This window comes from Methanobacterium petrolearium (assembly GCF_017873625.1).
Lineage (GTDB): Archaea > Methanobacteriota > Methanobacteria > Methanobacteriales > Methanobacteriaceae > Methanobacterium > Methanobacterium petrolearium.
In genome coordinates, this window is sequence record NZ_JAGGKL010000005.1 from 21,624 (window position 1) to 37,029 (window position 15,406).

Consider the following 15,406-nt stretch of genomic DNA (forward strand, 5'->3'; position numbering starts at 1 on the left):
AAGGAGGTTTACGTATGATAAGGTTTGACAAGGAACAAGTGGTTATAGATGTTGCTGGTGTCAAAGTAGGTGGACAACCAGGTGAATACCCCACAGTTTTAGCTGGAACCATCTTTTACGGTGGACACAACATAATAAGCGATGAAAAAGCAGGTGTCTTTGATAGAGACGCAGCAGAAGAAAGAATAAAAACTATGGAAGAAATGCAGGACGTCACCGGAAACCCATGTATCGTCCAGACCTTTGGTGCAACAGCCGAAGCAATGGTTAAATACCTGGAATTTGTGGGTGAGGTAACTGACGCACCATTTATGATTGACTCAACTTCAGCAGATGCTAAAGTTGCCGGTGCAAAATACGCTGATGAAGCTGGACTGGCTGAAAGGGCTATTTACAACTCCATAAACATGGCTTCCGAAGCTGATGAACTGCAAGCTGTTGCAGACACCGATATATCAGCATCCATCGTTCTGGGATTCAACCCCATGGCACCAGGTGTAGAAGGTAAAATAGATATCTGGGAAACTGGTGGAAGCGCTATAGATAAAGGACTTATGGAAATGGCTGAAGAGTGTGGAATCACCAAACCATTCATGGATGTTGCTATAACTCCATTGGGTCAAGGTGCAGGACCAGCCCTCAGGACTTCATACGCTGTTAAAAGCAAATGGGGATTACCTGTGGGTAGTGGTATCCACAACGTGCCATCTGCATGGGACTGGCTACGAGGATACAAAAAACCTGTGGACAAAGGTGGACAAGGACACGCAGAAGCTTGGCCTGTTTGTGACGTAGGATCCAACCTGATACAGCAAACTGTGGGTGGAGACTTCGTATTATTCGGTCCTATTGAAAACGCATCAATGGCTTTCCCAGCTTGTGGTATGGCTGATATCTTCATGGCTGAAGCAGCAGTAGATCTCGGAACCGAACCTGTTGAAGAACACCCATTCTTCAAACTGTTATAGGTGTATAACACCTATACAACCTATTTTTTTTATTTTTTGAGAAAATTAGTTCAATGATTCTTTTTAATGAGTGATATTCGTTATTTCTAAAATAATGAAAATGTTTTATCTTCAGTTAGGGAAAAAACTTTATATGGGTTGGATCCGTTAACTTGTTTTTTGATCATTAAACACTATACTTTCAAAGATCAAAACTAAACTTTCAAAGATCTAAATATAATAAGCACAAAGTATATATCTTGGAAAGCGGAAACCCTATTCCGGTGATAACTTGTTGGAAATAATCGCACTGATAGGAGTATTAATAATTTCATTGATTATTGTAATCAAATCAGCAGATGTGTTTGTTGATAATTTAGTTGAAATTGGTGGTGCTCTTGGAATTTCCCAGATAATATTAGGAGTAACTGCTTCTGCAATTGGAACTTCCCTACCTGAATTTGGATCAGCAGTGATAGCATCTTTATCTGGTAGTACAGAACTAGGAGTGGGAACAGTAATTGGTTCAAACATCTGGAACATGGCGGGTATTCTGGGTATATCAGCTGTTGTAGCAGGATCAATCCGCACAGGTAGTGAAGGCCTGACTCGTGATTGGTTAATGACATTGGGGACTGGTTTAATTTTACTATTTTTCATGTTATTTGGGGATATAACTTGGACTGCAGCAGTGGTCATGATCGCAGCATACTGTTTCTATTTATGGTTTTTAATCAAAGCTCAAAGGAAGCATAGTGATGAAGAGGGTCAAGAAAAAGAAAAAGAATCACAGAATATAGATGAAACACCAGAAAAACTGGAAAAAAATTCCGAAAAGGCCATCAATAAAAAATCAATTGCTTTTGTAATTGTGGGTTTTGTGGGATTGGTTATTGGATGTCGCTTGATGGTTTACAGTGGTGTGGAACTGGCTAGCATAGCAGGCATACCTGCAATGATAATGGGACTCTTCACATTGGCCATTGGTACCAGCATACCTGAACTAGTAGTGACTCTTTCCTCAGCCACCAAAGGATTGCATGATCTTTCCATTGGAACAGTATTGGGAAGTAACACCTTCAATATCCTAATTGGAATTGGAGTTCCTGCCCTATTTATGAGTGTGCCTGTGGAAAGGCTTTCCTTAACCTTTGATGCACCGGTCATGATATTTGTGACAATTTTATTATTTGTACTGGTAAGAAAGAGCAATATGAAATTGAATAGAGTGGCGGGCATAATATTATTGGTAACTTACATTGTTTATGCCTTTTTACGAATATTTGTACTTGCTTAAGGTGAATGAGATGCACGAAAAGATAATGGTAGCTACTATGGGCGAATACATGGATGAAATAATGAAATATACCTTGGATATTATCCAGGAAAGAAAAACAGAAGTAATAGGTATATATGTAGTGGAAACTTCTACGCCTTTTTTAACCCCTAAAAAAGTTAAAGAAATGATGGCAACAGAATTAAGGGATCAAGGCGAAGAAATTCTGGAGAGCATGCGACAGAAATTTCAATCATCCAAACATTACATGATAAACTTCAAGAAACTGTTGAGAGAAGGAGATCCAGCTGAAGAAATTGTAAAAACTGCAGAAGAAGAAGGTGTTGACTTAATAATTTTAGGAACAGGGAAGGATATCATTGATAAACGATTATTGGGAAGTGTTTCTGAAAAAGTCGTTCATTCAGCTCCATGCAATATAATGCTCATTAAAACAATTTAAAATGGACAGTGATTCTCTAAATTTCTTTTTCTTTGACCAAACTATCATTTAAACGTCAAAATAAAATAGACTCTAACGAAACAAAGAAATTGGCATTGATTAACAGTAACAGTTTTCAATTAGTATAGATAATCATCAAAAAGTCTCTATGTATAAGAATATGGGAATTCCGGTGGTAATATGTTTGAATTATTCATATTAATCTTGGCTTTAATTATATCATTGATTATCGTAATTAAAGCTGCCGACGTGTTTGTTGATAGTATAGTTGAAATTGGATTGACCTTGGGCATATCTGAAATAATTTTGGGAGTCACTGCTTCAGCAGTGGGAACTTCTCTGCCAGAATTTGGTTCTGCAATGATTGCTATTCTAACTGGAAGTCCTGATGTGGGAGTAGGCTGTGCTATTGGGGCCAACATCTGGAATATAGCGGGTATATTGGGTGTATCTGCAATATTTGCAGGATTAATCACAACAAAAATGCAGGAAGTGCGTAGAGACGGATCAATGGCTTTTTTAACGACTTTAACAATAACGACAGCCCTGCTTTTGATGGGAGAGATTTCATTTGTTGTAGGTGTTATCCTGATTATAATGTATGTTGTATATCTCTGGATCCTAATCAGAGCCCAAAAAAGCAGTAAAGATAGGGAAATAGAGTGTTGTGAAGTTGATGAAAAAAATAAAGACTTAAATAAAAAAACTATTTTGATGGCTGTTTTGGGATTAGTTGGTTTAGCAATTGGTTGCAGAGCTATAGTTTACTGCACAGTGGAACTTTCGGTAATGGCCAGTATTCCTGAGGTATTAGCCGGTATTTTATTGGCATTTGGAACCACAGCTCCTGAATTTTTCACAGTTTTAACTTCGGCTAAAAAGGGATTAAACAGCCTTGCTATAGGAACCGTATTTGGGAGTAACATTTTCAACATATTAATTGGGCTGGGAATTCCATCTTTATTTGTTACCATTCCAGTTGAACCAATCACCATCTATTTCGATGCTCCGGTAATGGTGTTCATGACTTTACTCCTCTTGTTTTTAATAAAAAGAGGAATGAAACTTACCCGTGTAGAAGGAATTATTCTTGTAGCATCTTACATAATATATATAGTGACAAGACTAACTATTTTTAGTTGAAATCATATAATTGAAACTGGACGTGTGATTAAGATGTATGACAAAATATTGTTAACCACCATGGGCGAATACATGGATGAAATCATAGAACACACTTTAAACTTGATTCAGAGGGAAGCTGAAGTAATATGTATTTATATAGTGGAAACATCTGTACCATTTTTAACTCCTAAAAAGGTTAAAGAAATGATGATAGATGAGTTAACAGCTAAAGGTAAGGATATTCTTGAGGACATGTCTAAAGGATTTGATAAACCCGGAATAACTTTCAAAAAATTGATGGTTGAAGGTAATCCTGCTGATGAGATAGTTAAAGCAGCTACTGATGAAGAAGTAGATGTTATAGTAATGGGCACAGGTAAAAGTATAGTAGACAAACATTTACTGGGAAGTGTATCGGAAAAAGTGGTTCATTCTGCTCCCTGTACTATTCTTCTGGTGAGAACTGCTAGTTAGTTCTTCATTTTCTTTCCTTTTTTCCTAAATCCGAAATTCATTTCACAAGATTTATAACTATTTTAGATAAAACCTATTTTACAAGTTATAATTATGGAGTTATATTAATCCGGAGGGATTGTCCTGTCATTCTTAAAGAAACTATTAGGTCTGGGTCCTAAACCCATCATGGCCAAGAGCAGATACATTACCATTGAAGACGCCAAAATGGCACCATTCACCAGGAAAACTGTGGGCCGAGGTTACGGTGCTAATCTGCGTCCTGATGAATATTACGTTGTGGCATCGGTGGAGTTGGGAAACACCACCACTAAGTGCATCCTCACTGCCACCAACCTCAACACCAGCCGAACCTATCTATTGGACAAAACAGTGAAAATGACCCGGGATATTAGACCCCCTAAAAAGGGCGAAAAAGTCTTTGGGGAGACAGTTTGGCATGTTGAGCTAACCAAAGAATCAGTAGCTGATTTGGTCAAGGACACCATCCTAGAATCTGTAAAACGTTCAAAGATAAGTATAGAGGATGATCTGGATTTTGTGGTTCGTTCAACTGGAGTCACCGCCGGGTTTGCATCCCCCAAAGAGGTGGGTGAACTAATCATAGCCCTGGCAGACGGTTGCCTGGATGCAGGGATACCACCAGGCAAAATGTCACCATCAATTTCCAAGGAAAGCTTACCCAAAAAATTACAGGAATTCACATTACTGGACAAAGTAATGTTCGACGGAGCAGTGGTAAGTGTAATCCCCCCCACAGGAAGAGCTGTAGTAGCAAATGAAATGGAAGGAGAACTGGTAACTGCCGGTATAAAAGCAGGTGCAAAATGGACTGAAATTGATTACCGTAATCCATGTGTTTCAATGGATTTTGGAACAACATTGGCTGGTAGAATTGTAAATAACGATGAACCCTACGCCAAAACTATTGGAAACTTCTGTGGACTGGCAGGAGCGGTTGCTGATTCCATAATAAGAGGAACAAAAAAGGTAGATAAACGTGGTGGTGCAGCTTTGGACCTGTATACAAAGGACATCCTCAAAAAAGCTGACTGGAAAGCAGCAGAAGAATTTGCCCAACGTGCCCACGAACACGTTGACATTCGCAAAGTTCCTGAAGGTAGAGAGAGATTTGGAACTGTACCAGTAGATCCTCAAGCTGCCTATGATGCAGGAACCACTCTTATTGGGTGTGACGTAGGTAAAGATGGTGACGAAATACCAGATCTCACCCGATTAGGTTATGAAATAATAGAATCAACGGATATGCACACGTTATTTGCCACCCTGGATCATGTTAGCGCTACAATTGTTAAAAGATTAATTGAAGAAGCTGCTGATGAAGGTGTTATTGAAGAAGGATCTGTCTTGGGAATCACAGGCAGGGCAGGAATCACCGGCCGCAAACCAGAACTGATTTTAGAATTTGCCCAGGATTATTTTGAGGATGTTTTATTTGTCTCAGATGCTCTGGCTATGGGTGCAGCAGTAATGGCTCGATGCATGAACTCCATGGGAACCCCCCACATACCACTTGGTGGTCGACAAGGAGGTCCATGTATATTAGGACAACGGATGAAGTTACAGCAGAGATAACTTATTTTAAATGGTTATAAGTACTTTAATACAATAAAATATAATGGTAGAAAAATTTAGAGATTAATTTCTCATCAATAGGTGGGCAAATTCAATCTCTAATCTTTTAGGAACAATAAAAATAACTGAAAAAGAGGATTATTTTAGTAATTAAAATCATATTGATCTTATATCTTGAGATTTGTGATTGTCATGAAAAGAATTTTATGGTACTTGATTGCTGGCAGTAAAGGGGGGGTTAACAGGGCCAGAATAATCAAAAGCCTCCACAATAGGCCATACAATATCAATCAACTCTCAAAAGAGCTCAATCTTGATTATAAAACTATCAAACACCATATTAAAGTCTTGGAAGATCATGACATAATCTTTAACTCCACGGGAAAGAAAAAGTATGGGGCAATGTACTTTTTATCAAATCGTATGGAGGAAAACTACTCCACATTCTTGGACATTTTGAGTAAAATGAAAACAGAATAAGAAAATTTAACTAATTTGAATTACGAGTTAGAGTTTAGAGGTGACGAAATGCTATCAGAAGGATATGGAGGGTCTGGTGGGGCTGGAGGACCTGGATATCATGGACAAAATGCAACTGGACCTGGTGGGGGTAATGGAACTGGAATGGGAATGATTCAATTTGATAATTCCCAACTGATCACAGTAGATATATTGCTGGGAATGGCCAACATCTGTCTGTTGTTGATTTTATTATACATGTACATTGGAAGCTACAGAAAATTTAAATCTCAATTCACATTTGGACTGGTTGCCTTTGCTTTCCTCCTGTTAATACAGAATGTACTATTCACTGGATTTTTACTGGTTTACGAAGGATTCAAAGGTCCTGGAATGGGTGGTCCTATTTTCTTTTTAAACATGATAGAATTTTTCGCCCTTTCGGTACTGATCGGAGTAACCAAGGAATAAATTCATTAACCTGATGAATAATTGGTGGGAGTTTAAAAAACCCACCCTTTATCAAATAATGACCTGGATAGATGCACTTAGATGTCTAGATTGTACTTAGAACTATTTTTTTCCCTGATTTTTTAATGTAATATGGTTTTTAAATATGAATTAAAAAGATTTAAAATGGAATACATAATTATTTTATTAACATGGTAATAGCAGTGGTAATGGCTGGTGGGAAGGGCACCCGAATGAAAACTGACAGGGAAAAACCCCTTACACTTTTAAGTGGAAAACCAGTTATCCAATATGTCCTGGAAGCACTAAAAAATTCTTCCATTGTGGATAAGATAGTGGTGGCCACCAGTTCTCAAACTCCACAAACTACCCTATTTGTTGAAGATATCCTGGTGGATAATCCTTCTATTGGCATTTTAGATACTCCTGGTTCGGGTTACATAGAAGATCTTTCTTACCTACTTTCGCAGGATGATTTTAAGGATGAAATAATTGTCACCATCGCCTCTGATCTTCCTCTCATCACCGGTGAAATAATCGACCAGGTAATGGAGGAGTATCAAAAATCATCCAAACCAGCCATGTCAGTAATGGTACCAGTGGAATTATTCCATGAATATAATCTCCAGCCTAGTTTGGTGCTGGGAAAAGTGGTTCCCTCTGGATTAAATATATTAAGGGGGAAGGATACAGAACAAGATGAAGAAGTTCTAGTCCTCGATAAAATAGAACTGGCATTAAATATTAATAGCCCCGAGGACATAATATGCTTAGAAAAACTTTGGGGAAACCCCAGAAGGTGAGGTCATGGTTGAGAAAGAAGAAAGAAAGCTCATAAAAGGGGAAGAAAAGGTTTGGAGTGAAATAAAGGGTTATCAGGTTGCAACTAACAATGCACGTATCTTAGGTGAACTTGAAGAACTCATTATAAATGATAGAACTGGTAAAATAACTGATGTTGTCATTAAGGTTGACAAAGGACGAAATGTGGCAGTAAAAGGTTCTAAACAGAAAGGCGACAATTTACTGGTACCTTTCGGCAAAGTGGAAAAGGTGGGCGAATTCATCATCATTTCAGAATAACAGTTTAACCTACCTTTTTTATCATTAAAATTTATAAAACAGAATTATATGGCCTAAGTTGAATGTTCTTACACCTTTTTAAAAAAATAAATATTTAAATGAAAAAATGAATAGGGCTTATTTGTAAAAAGGATGCCTGGTTTCATTCTTTTTCTCTATTATTTCATCCATTGTTGGTTTTTTACTAAAAGCCCTTTCTATAGCAATTTTTGTGGCTTCATAGTTGTACTGGTAAATTTTGTCTGCATCCTGAGCTTCTGGGTGAATGAAAACTCCACATAGTATACAGATATCTTCTGCAGTTGACTTAGGGATAATTCCTTCTTCAACAGACTCCACTACTGCCATAGCAACAGCTTTCTGTGCCGGTCCGAACATTTTGGTGGCATCATCCAAATTTCGGATGCTAACTTTGGGTATCAACATGGTAATAGGTTTAGCCACTAAATTAGGGGTTATAACTGCAAATAGTGGGGTATGTTTATCAACCTGGTTTGCCAAAGCATCGGCAAATGCTTTACCAACTGCTCCTTCTTTATCTCCAATCAGAAGGTCTATATGAGATACTTCTGCTCCATCTCCGACTAATGCTTCTCCAGCAAGATACATGATTAAACACCTCAATTATAAATTACCAATTTTTTTCTAGTATTAAATAAGATAAGTGATCTATTTTCTATTATTTGTATCAAATATAATTTTTGAATCCATTTATTTATACCATACAAAATAAGGGGGATTTTCGAAAATCGATGAAATTTGGAGTTTTTTTAAATTTTAATAGTTAAAAAAAATTTTCAGGGGTTTTATAGGGATTAATGGGTTTGTACAAAATAATGTGTGCAATGAGTGATTAAAAGAAAATAAATAAATGGGGAATGTATTAATTTTACATTCCTTTTAGGCTTTGATCAATCATTCTCTTGGTTTCAGCGGCTAGTTCAGGTGGTAAGCCTGCTATATCCATGCTCAGAAATCCTCGAACAATCATAGATGATGCTTCTTCTTCACTTAACCCTCTGGACATGAGATAAAGCACTTCTTCCTCGGCGATTTTACCTACTGCAGCTTCGTGGGATAGTTCCAGTTCTGTGGAGGAACCTTCCAATTCTGGCACAGCATATATCATTGAATCATCAGATAAAACCAGTCCATGGCATTCAAGATGGCCTTTAACATTTTTAGCTCGTCCTGCAAGATGGCCGCGGGCATAAACCTGGGATTGATCCTTAGAAACAGATCTGGATATCATTTCAGTGCTGCATCCTTCTCCCTCCAGGATCACTCTTGAACCCATATCCAGGATAGATTCCTTCTGACCACCCAGTATAGATTGGAAAACAACTTTCGAATTGTTACCAGTACAATAAGCAGTAGGATAAGATTGTATGCTTCTAACCGGGCTGGTTAAGATGTAATTGCTGATGTAGGTTGAGTCATCTCCTACCATTACTCCAGTACGGGGGCGTACATCCACTTGTTCTGCCCAGTTGTGCACCATGGTAAAGGTGATTTTAGCCCCTTTTTTCAGGTAGAATTCAGATACTCCTACGTGTAAAGCTGAGGAAACATCTTCTCCTGTGGCACATCCTGTGATAATATGCAATTCAGAATTTTCCTCGGCAATGATGATGTTATGAGCAGTTTGCATTATCTTTTCATCACCGATGAACATACAGGCCTGAAGGGGGAATACCTCTTTAGATCCAGGCAGGGATCTTATGAAGTAACCTCCAAATCCTCCTGCTTCAGATTCTCTTAGGGCAGTTTGTGCGGTGTATTTATCTGTGTCAGGTGCTACAGCCTTCCACATGTAATCTTTCAACCATCCATATTTATCAAGGGCAACGTTCATTCCCATTATTTCCACAGACTCGGATGTGCAAGTGGAACAAACTTCACTCTGGTCTACTTGTACAAAAGTACCTGATCTTTCGTCTTCACTGGGATCAACTCCCACCTTGAGAAGGCTTTCCTGCACCTTTTTGGAAACTTCGTTGGCTCGAGAAACCTGCTCATGTTCACCTGCCTCTTCCTTGATGAACTGTTCCAAATCTATATCATCACCGTAGAGTGCTTTTTTTTCTGTAGCTTTCTTGGCACGATCTATTGTACTTTGCAACATTCCACACACCCATGAAATCCTTCTTTCCGTATATCTTCAATAATCTCACTTGGGTTTCCTGAACAGGCAATTCTACCATCCATAAGCACGTGAGCAGTATCTGCAGCCACAAAATTAAGGATGTAACCAAGATGGGTTATTAAAAGACCTGATTTTTCCCGAAGGCCTGGTTTTTTATCTTTATCCAGAAGAATATTGATTTCTTCTGCTAAAAGTTCTACATTTTCAATATCAACACCAGAATCTGGTTCGTCAAACATTATGAAATCAGGTTGCTGGGCTAATAATTGCAGTATTTCTGATCTTTTTACTTCTCCCCCAGAAAAACCAAGATTAACATCTCTTTCCAGGAATTTTTCATTGAACTTAAGTTTGTGAACTAACTTCATCATTTCAGGACTCAGATCTTCACTTTCTTCCTTTTCACCATGTTCGATTTTTAAAAGATCGCCCAATCTAACCCCACGGATAGATGGGGGGTTCTGAAAACTTACTCCAAATCCTCTTCTCACTCTTTCAGTGGTTGAAAGATTGGTTATGTCTTCACCCTTAAAGATTATCTCTCCTCGTGTTACTTCATATTTGGGAAATCCAAGCAGAGTCATGAAAAGAGTGCTTTTACCGGCTCCGTTAGGTCCTAAAAGCACATGTGTTTCTCCTTTATCTATATACAGGTCTACATCGGTAAGTATTTCTTTTCCACTTACTTCCACTGCCAGATCAGTTATTTCCAGTAGCAGTTTAACCACCACCATATTGTTTGTTTATTAACAGAATTAAGGATATTATAACAAATTTATATAAAACATCCTATTATTTATATGGATTTTTTCTTTAATATTTATTAAGATTAAGTCCATTGGAACCAAATTCCCGATTTAGGTAATATAAAATTACATTTATAGGGGATTTAGGTGATATAAAATTGCATTTATAATATTAATCAGAGTTAAAATGATGTCATGTGTTTAATGGTTTAAATCATAGTTTTTATAAATATAAATAATTTAAATAACGTATTTGTTGTATTAAAATTGATAAACTTACTTTTAGGGTATTTAACAGGTTATTCATAAATACGTGCCCTATTGATGTTATTTTAGGCTATATTAGAATTCTCGAATATGTATTATAATATATATATTTTTCGGATTTGTTTTTGAAGTAACCTTTATAATAACTATTCCTAAATGCATATAATGTACAGTAATATGGTACACCGACAAAGCAAGGAGGAAAGCCAATGGCTGAGGATGATGTAAAGATCGTGATGTTTTGTTGTAACTGGTGCTCCTACGGTGGAGCAGACACTGCAGGAACCGCTAGGATGCAGTATCCTCCAAATGTGCGGGTCATCCGAGTAATGTGCTCGGGAAGAATTGAACCCCAGTTTATATTCAAGGCCTTCAGAGAAGGTGCTGATGGGGTCATTGTGGCCGGCTGTCACCATGGAGACTGCCACTACGACGCAGGAAACTACAAACTCGACAGAAGAATGAGATTAATCTACAAATTAGCAGATGACTTGGGAATCGGAAGAGAAAGGATTTACCATGACTGGATATCTGCATCAGAAGGGGAAAAATTTGCAGACACCGTTAAAATGATGGTGGATCGTGTAACTGCTCTAGGCCCATCCCCACTGAAGGCACAGATAGAAGCTCCAGAAGAATCGGAAATGGAGGCCTAATATGGCAGACAAAGTTAAACTAGGAAACATTTGGCTTAGCGTATGTTCTGGATGTGAACTGTCCATTGCAGATATACATGAAGCCATAGTAGATGTTCTGAACTTAGCAGACTTTGAATTCATGCCAGTTCTTATGGACGTCAAATATGATGAATGGACCGATGTGGATGTCGCCATAGTAAGTGGAGGCATTCGAAATGATGAGAACCGAGAATTAGCACTGAAAGTAAGGGAAAAAGCTAAAGTAGTAATAGCTTATGGTACTTGTGCTTGTTACGGAGGTCTTTTCGGATTAGGAAACTTATGGACTCCGGAAGAACTTGCTCAAGAGGCATACGTCAACTCCGAGAGTACCTACAATGATGCTGGAATAATACCCAGTGAAGGAGTCCCTCATCTCGAAAGCAGAGTAAGACCACTTACCGATGTTATTGACGTGGATTTAGTCTTACCTGGTTGTCCCCCCAGATCTGATTTAGTTGCTCAGATAGTTATGGCACTCTTAAAAGGAGAAGAATTACCTGAAATACCACAAACTAACCTTTGTGAAGTTTGTCCAAGGGAAAAACCACCAGAAGGAATGGCCATGGACAAAATCATCAGACAGTTCGAACTGGGAGAACCAGACCCAGATATGTGCCTGGTGCCTCAGGGACTGGTATGCATGGGACCCGCCACTACTTCCATCTGTGGTGCTGAATGCCCATCAATTGCAATCCCATGCCGTGGATGCTACGGACCTACCTTCAATGTAGCTGATCAAGGTGCTAAAATGATCAGTGCCATCGGTTCTGACTTCGGTGTGGAACACGATAAAACTGTGGACCCTGAAGAAGTAGCCAATGAACTGGATGACATAGTTGGAACATTCTACACCTACACACTCCCCGCGGCTTTAGTGCCCCTTAAGATGAAAAAGGAGGGTAAATAAATGGTTACACTGAAAATGGAACCTGTGACCAGGATCGAAGGTCACGCCAAAATCACAGTGGATCTGGATGATGCAGGAAACGTCCAGGACACCAAACTCCACGTAATGGAATTCCGTGGATTTGAAAAATTCCTGCAGGGAAGAAACATCGAGGAAGTACCACGATTAGTACCCCGAATCTGTGGTATCTGTGATGTGCAACACCACCTGGCTGCTGCCAAAGCAGTAGATGCTATTTTCGGATTCCAACCTGATGACATTCTTCCAGATGCTTACAAAATGAGGGAACTAATGGATTGGGGTTCCACCATGCACTCTCACGCTCTGCACTTCTATTTCCTTGCAGCTCCAGACTTTATAGCTGGAAAAGACCGGAAAACCAGAAATGTGTTCCAGATCGTAAAAGATGCACCTGAAGCAGCTTTACAGGCAATTGAACTCCGAAAAAACGCTTTAGACCTCATTAAAGCCACCGGAGGACGACCAATACACCCCACATCCTCTACTCCTGGAGGTATCTCCACCAGTCTGGATGATGAAACCCAGAAAGACCTCCTAAATAAAATGAAAAGGAACGTGGAATTAAGTGTAGCCACCTTAGACCTGGCCAAACCAATATTCGAAGAAAACTTGGACCTGGTTAAAACATTAGGTTACATGGAAAGTTACCACTGTGGACTGGTAAAAGACGGTGTCTGGGACATGTATGACGGAAACGTCCGCATGAAAGACAAAGAAGGTAACCCATACTGTGAATTTGCACCAGCTGATTACCTGGACTACATAGCAGAACATGTTAAACCATACTCCTGGCTGAAATTCCCATACATAAAAGACTTAGGATATCCTGACGGAGTTTACAGGGTATGCCCATTATCCCGACTTAACGTAGCAGACAAAATGCCTGATGAAGCTCCATTAGCCCAGGCAGAATTCGAAGAATTCAAGAAAACCTTTGGCTACGCACACGAACCATTACTATACCACTGGGCCCGACTCATAGAGTTACTGGCCTCTGCAGAATGTGCAGCCGCCACCCTGGAAGGAGACCTCTCTGGACAGAAATTCCCAGGTCCTCTGGAAAGAACTGCTGGTGAAGGTGTCGGTATTGTGGAAGCATCCCGAGGAACACTAACTCACCATTATGCCTGTGATGAAAACGGACTGGTTACCAAAGCCAACATCGTGGTAGCAACCATCCAGAACAACCCTGCCATGGAAATGGGTATCCAGAAAGTAGCCAAAGACTACATCAAACCAGGAGTAGAAGTAGATGACAAGATCTTCAACTTAATGGAGATGGTTATCAGGGCCTACGACCCATGTCTATCCTGTGCTACCCACGAAATCGACAGTCAAATGAGACTGGCCACCCTTGAAGTGTACGACAGCGAGGGTCACCTCGTTAAACGAATTTAAATACATTTTAGAGGGTGAAAAAGATGATAGTGGTTAACAAGGAAGACTGCATTCGATGTGGGGCCTGTCAGGGAACCTGTCCAACTGCAGCAATCGCAGTATCTCCAGAAGACGTTATTTACTGTGACGTCTGTGGAGGCGCACCTAAGTGTGTGGATACATGTCCTACCGGCGCTCTTAAAACTGATGAGTTAGCAGTGGATGAATCAGGTAACACCCAGACCAGGGTCACCTTCAACCCCGAACTCTGTAATGAGTGCGGTGACTGCATAGAAGTCTGCCCACCCCAAATCCTCAAACTACAGACTGGTAAAGTGCAGACCCTACCACTACAGGGATACTGTGTCATGTGCCAGCAGTGCGCTGACATATGCCCAGTAGAAGTCATTGGAGTGGAAGGAGTTAAGGAACCCAAAAAACTGGATTTCGAAATCACCGGCCCAATTTACATAGTTGACTGTGTAGGATGTGGTATGTGTGTGGACGAATGTCCTGTAGATGCCATCACACTCCCTGAATATGGGGAAAGCATCACCATCGACGAGGATACCTGTATCAAATGTGGGGTCTGTTCCCAGACCTGCCCATGGAATGCAGTATTCATATCAGGTAAAAAACCAGAAAAACGTACCAAAGACCTCAACACTTTCGAAGTGGATGAAGAAACCTGTATTGGTTGTAATGTTTGTGTAGACGCCTGTCCAGGTGAATTTATAACACCCAAAGCCTCTGCAATAACAGTAGAACTACCTGAAATATGTACTTACTGTGGACTTTGCGAAAAAATGTGTCCAGTGGATGCAATTAATCTAGATATTGAACTGGGGCCTGCTAAACCTGCTTCTGAGGCAGGATTGGTATGGGACGAATCTAAATGTGACTTCGTCGGAGCTTGTGCCCGTATATGTCCAAACGATGCCATGCGAGTGGTTACCAAAACTGGAATCCAAGTCCCAGGAGACGAGGAAGTCGGAAGAGAACCATCATTCGCTATGTGTACCCGTTGTGGAGCATGTACAGTTGCTTGCCCTAACGGTGCATTGAACCTGGAAGAAATTGACAAAGTTGTTGATGGGGAAGTTGTAAAACGTAACAGAGTACAATACAGTCCAGATAAGTGTACACAGTGCGGTGACTGTGTAGAAGTATGTCCTTACAACATGCTGAAACTCACCGACGACAAAGTACCACTCAAAGGATTCTGTATACTCTGTGACCAGTGCATACCTGCCTGTCCACACGATGCATTGTCTCTGAAATAGGTCAAAAAGTCCAAAACACGAAACAAAAACAAATTTGGTGGATTTTTCCACCTTTATTTCTTTATTTTTAGTATTTGTTTTATTA

At 39.7% G+C, this 15,406-nt stretch carries 17 protein-coding genes; 14 read left to right on the forward strand and 3 right to left on the reverse strand.

Annotation, left to right across the window (positions count from 1 at the left end; genetic code table 11):
* Positions 1-14: 14 nt before the first annotated feature.
* The 10 genes from mtrH (at position 15) to J2743_RS05650 (ending at position 7,894) form a co-directional block, all read left to right on the forward strand.
* On the forward strand, positions 15-968 hold the full coding sequence (gene mtrH / locus J2743_RS05605) for a tetrahydromethanopterin S-methyltransferase subunit H (RefSeq protein ID WP_209625596.1): 954 nt from the start codon (positions 15-17) through the stop codon (positions 966-968).
* 271 nt (positions 969-1,239) lie between these two features.
* Positions 1,240-2,244 (forward strand): calcium/sodium antiporter, encoded by a 1,005-nt coding sequence (locus tag J2743_RS05610; protein ID WP_209625597.1) that lies wholly within the window; start codon positions 1,240-1,242, stop codon positions 2,242-2,244.
* Between the two features lie 10 nt (positions 2,245-2,254).
* Complete coding sequence (locus J2743_RS05615; RefSeq protein WP_209625598.1) at positions 2,255-2,686, forward strand: universal stress protein; 432 nt, start codon at positions 2,255-2,257, stop codon at positions 2,684-2,686.
* A 180-nt stretch (positions 2,687-2,866) separates the two neighbouring features.
* Positions 2,867-3,829 (forward strand): calcium/sodium antiporter, encoded by a 963-nt coding sequence (locus J2743_RS05620; RefSeq protein WP_209625599.1) that lies wholly within the window; start codon positions 2,867-2,869, stop codon positions 3,827-3,829.
* Positions 3,830-3,862: 33 nt separating this feature from the next.
* Positions 3,863-4,285, forward strand: coding sequence for a universal stress protein (locus J2743_RS05625; RefSeq protein WP_209625600.1), 423 nt, complete (start codon positions 3,863-3,865; stop codon positions 4,283-4,285).
* 123 nt (positions 4,286-4,408) lie between these two features.
* Positions 4,409-5,881 carry a methanogenesis marker 14 protein gene (locus J2743_RS05630; protein ID WP_209625763.1) on the forward strand — a complete coding sequence of 491 codons (1,473 nt, stop codon included), beginning with the start codon at positions 4,409-4,411 and terminating at the stop codon, positions 5,879-5,881.
* Positions 5,882-6,073: 192 nt separating this feature from the next.
* Entirely contained in the window at positions 6,074-6,361 is a 288-nt protein-coding gene (locus tag J2743_RS05635) for an ArsR/SmtB family transcription factor (protein ID WP_209625601.1), read from the forward strand.
* Between the two features lie 48 nt (positions 6,362-6,409).
* On the forward strand, positions 6,410-6,811 hold the full coding sequence (locus J2743_RS05640; RefSeq protein ID WP_209625602.1) for a DUF8036 family membrane protein: 402 nt from the start codon (positions 6,410-6,412) through the stop codon (positions 6,809-6,811).
* A gap of 191 nt (positions 6,812-7,002) precedes the next feature.
* Positions 7,003-7,614, forward strand: a complete 612-nt coding sequence (locus J2743_RS05645; protein ID WP_209625603.1) for an NTP transferase domain-containing protein — start codon at positions 7,003-7,005, stop codon at positions 7,612-7,614.
* 4 nt (positions 7,615-7,618) lie between these two features.
* A complete protein-coding gene (locus J2743_RS05650) occupies positions 7,619-7,894 on the forward strand; it encodes a PRC-barrel domain-containing protein (protein ID WP_209625604.1) in 276 nt (91 codons plus the stop codon).
* A 117-nt stretch (positions 7,895-8,011) separates the two neighbouring features.
* On the opposite strand, the gene fae is transcribed toward J2743_RS05650, so the two are convergent.
* From fae to sufC, 3 genes are all read right to left on the reverse strand, one after another.
* Positions 8,012-8,503, reverse strand: a complete 492-nt coding sequence (gene fae, locus J2743_RS05655) for a formaldehyde-activating enzyme (protein WP_209625605.1) — start codon at positions 8,501-8,503, stop codon at positions 8,012-8,014.
* Positions 8,504-8,783: 280 nt separating this feature from the next.
* The gene (locus J2743_RS05660; RefSeq protein ID WP_209625606.1) at positions 8,784-10,019 is read right to left on the reverse strand and encodes a SufB/SufD family protein; all 1,236 of its coding nucleotides are present in this window, start codon (positions 10,017-10,019) and stop codon (positions 8,784-8,786) included.
* Complete coding sequence (sufC, locus tag J2743_RS05665) at positions 10,001-10,759, reverse strand: Fe-S cluster assembly ATPase SufC (RefSeq protein ID WP_209625764.1); 759 nt, start codon at positions 10,757-10,759, stop codon at positions 10,001-10,003. The genes J2743_RS05660 and sufC overlap by 19 nt, the downstream gene beginning before the upstream one ends.
* Positions 10,760-11,262: 503 nt before the next feature.
* Between sufC and J2743_RS05670 the strand changes: the two genes are divergently transcribed.
* From J2743_RS05670 to J2743_RS05685, 4 genes are read left to right on the forward strand one after another with little or no spacing between them, the layout of a single operon-like run.
* Positions 11,263-11,709, forward strand: coding sequence for a hydrogenase iron-sulfur subunit (locus J2743_RS05670; RefSeq protein ID WP_209625607.1), 447 nt, complete (start codon positions 11,263-11,265; stop codon positions 11,707-11,709).
* Between the two features lies 1 nt (position 11,710).
* Positions 11,711-12,640, forward strand: coding sequence for an NADH-quinone oxidoreductase subunit B family protein (locus tag J2743_RS05675; RefSeq protein ID WP_209625608.1), 930 nt, complete (start codon positions 11,711-11,713; stop codon positions 12,638-12,640).
* Entirely contained in the window at positions 12,641-14,059 is a 1,419-nt protein-coding gene (mvhA, locus tag J2743_RS05680; protein WP_209625609.1) for a F420-non-reducing hydrogenase subunit MvhA, read from the forward strand.
* A 23-nt stretch (positions 14,060-14,082) separates the two neighbouring features.
* A complete protein-coding gene (locus J2743_RS05685) occupies positions 14,083-15,321 on the forward strand; it encodes a 4Fe-4S binding protein (RefSeq protein ID WP_209625610.1) in 1,239 nt (412 codons plus the stop codon).
* Positions 15,322-15,406: the final 85 nt, after the last annotated feature.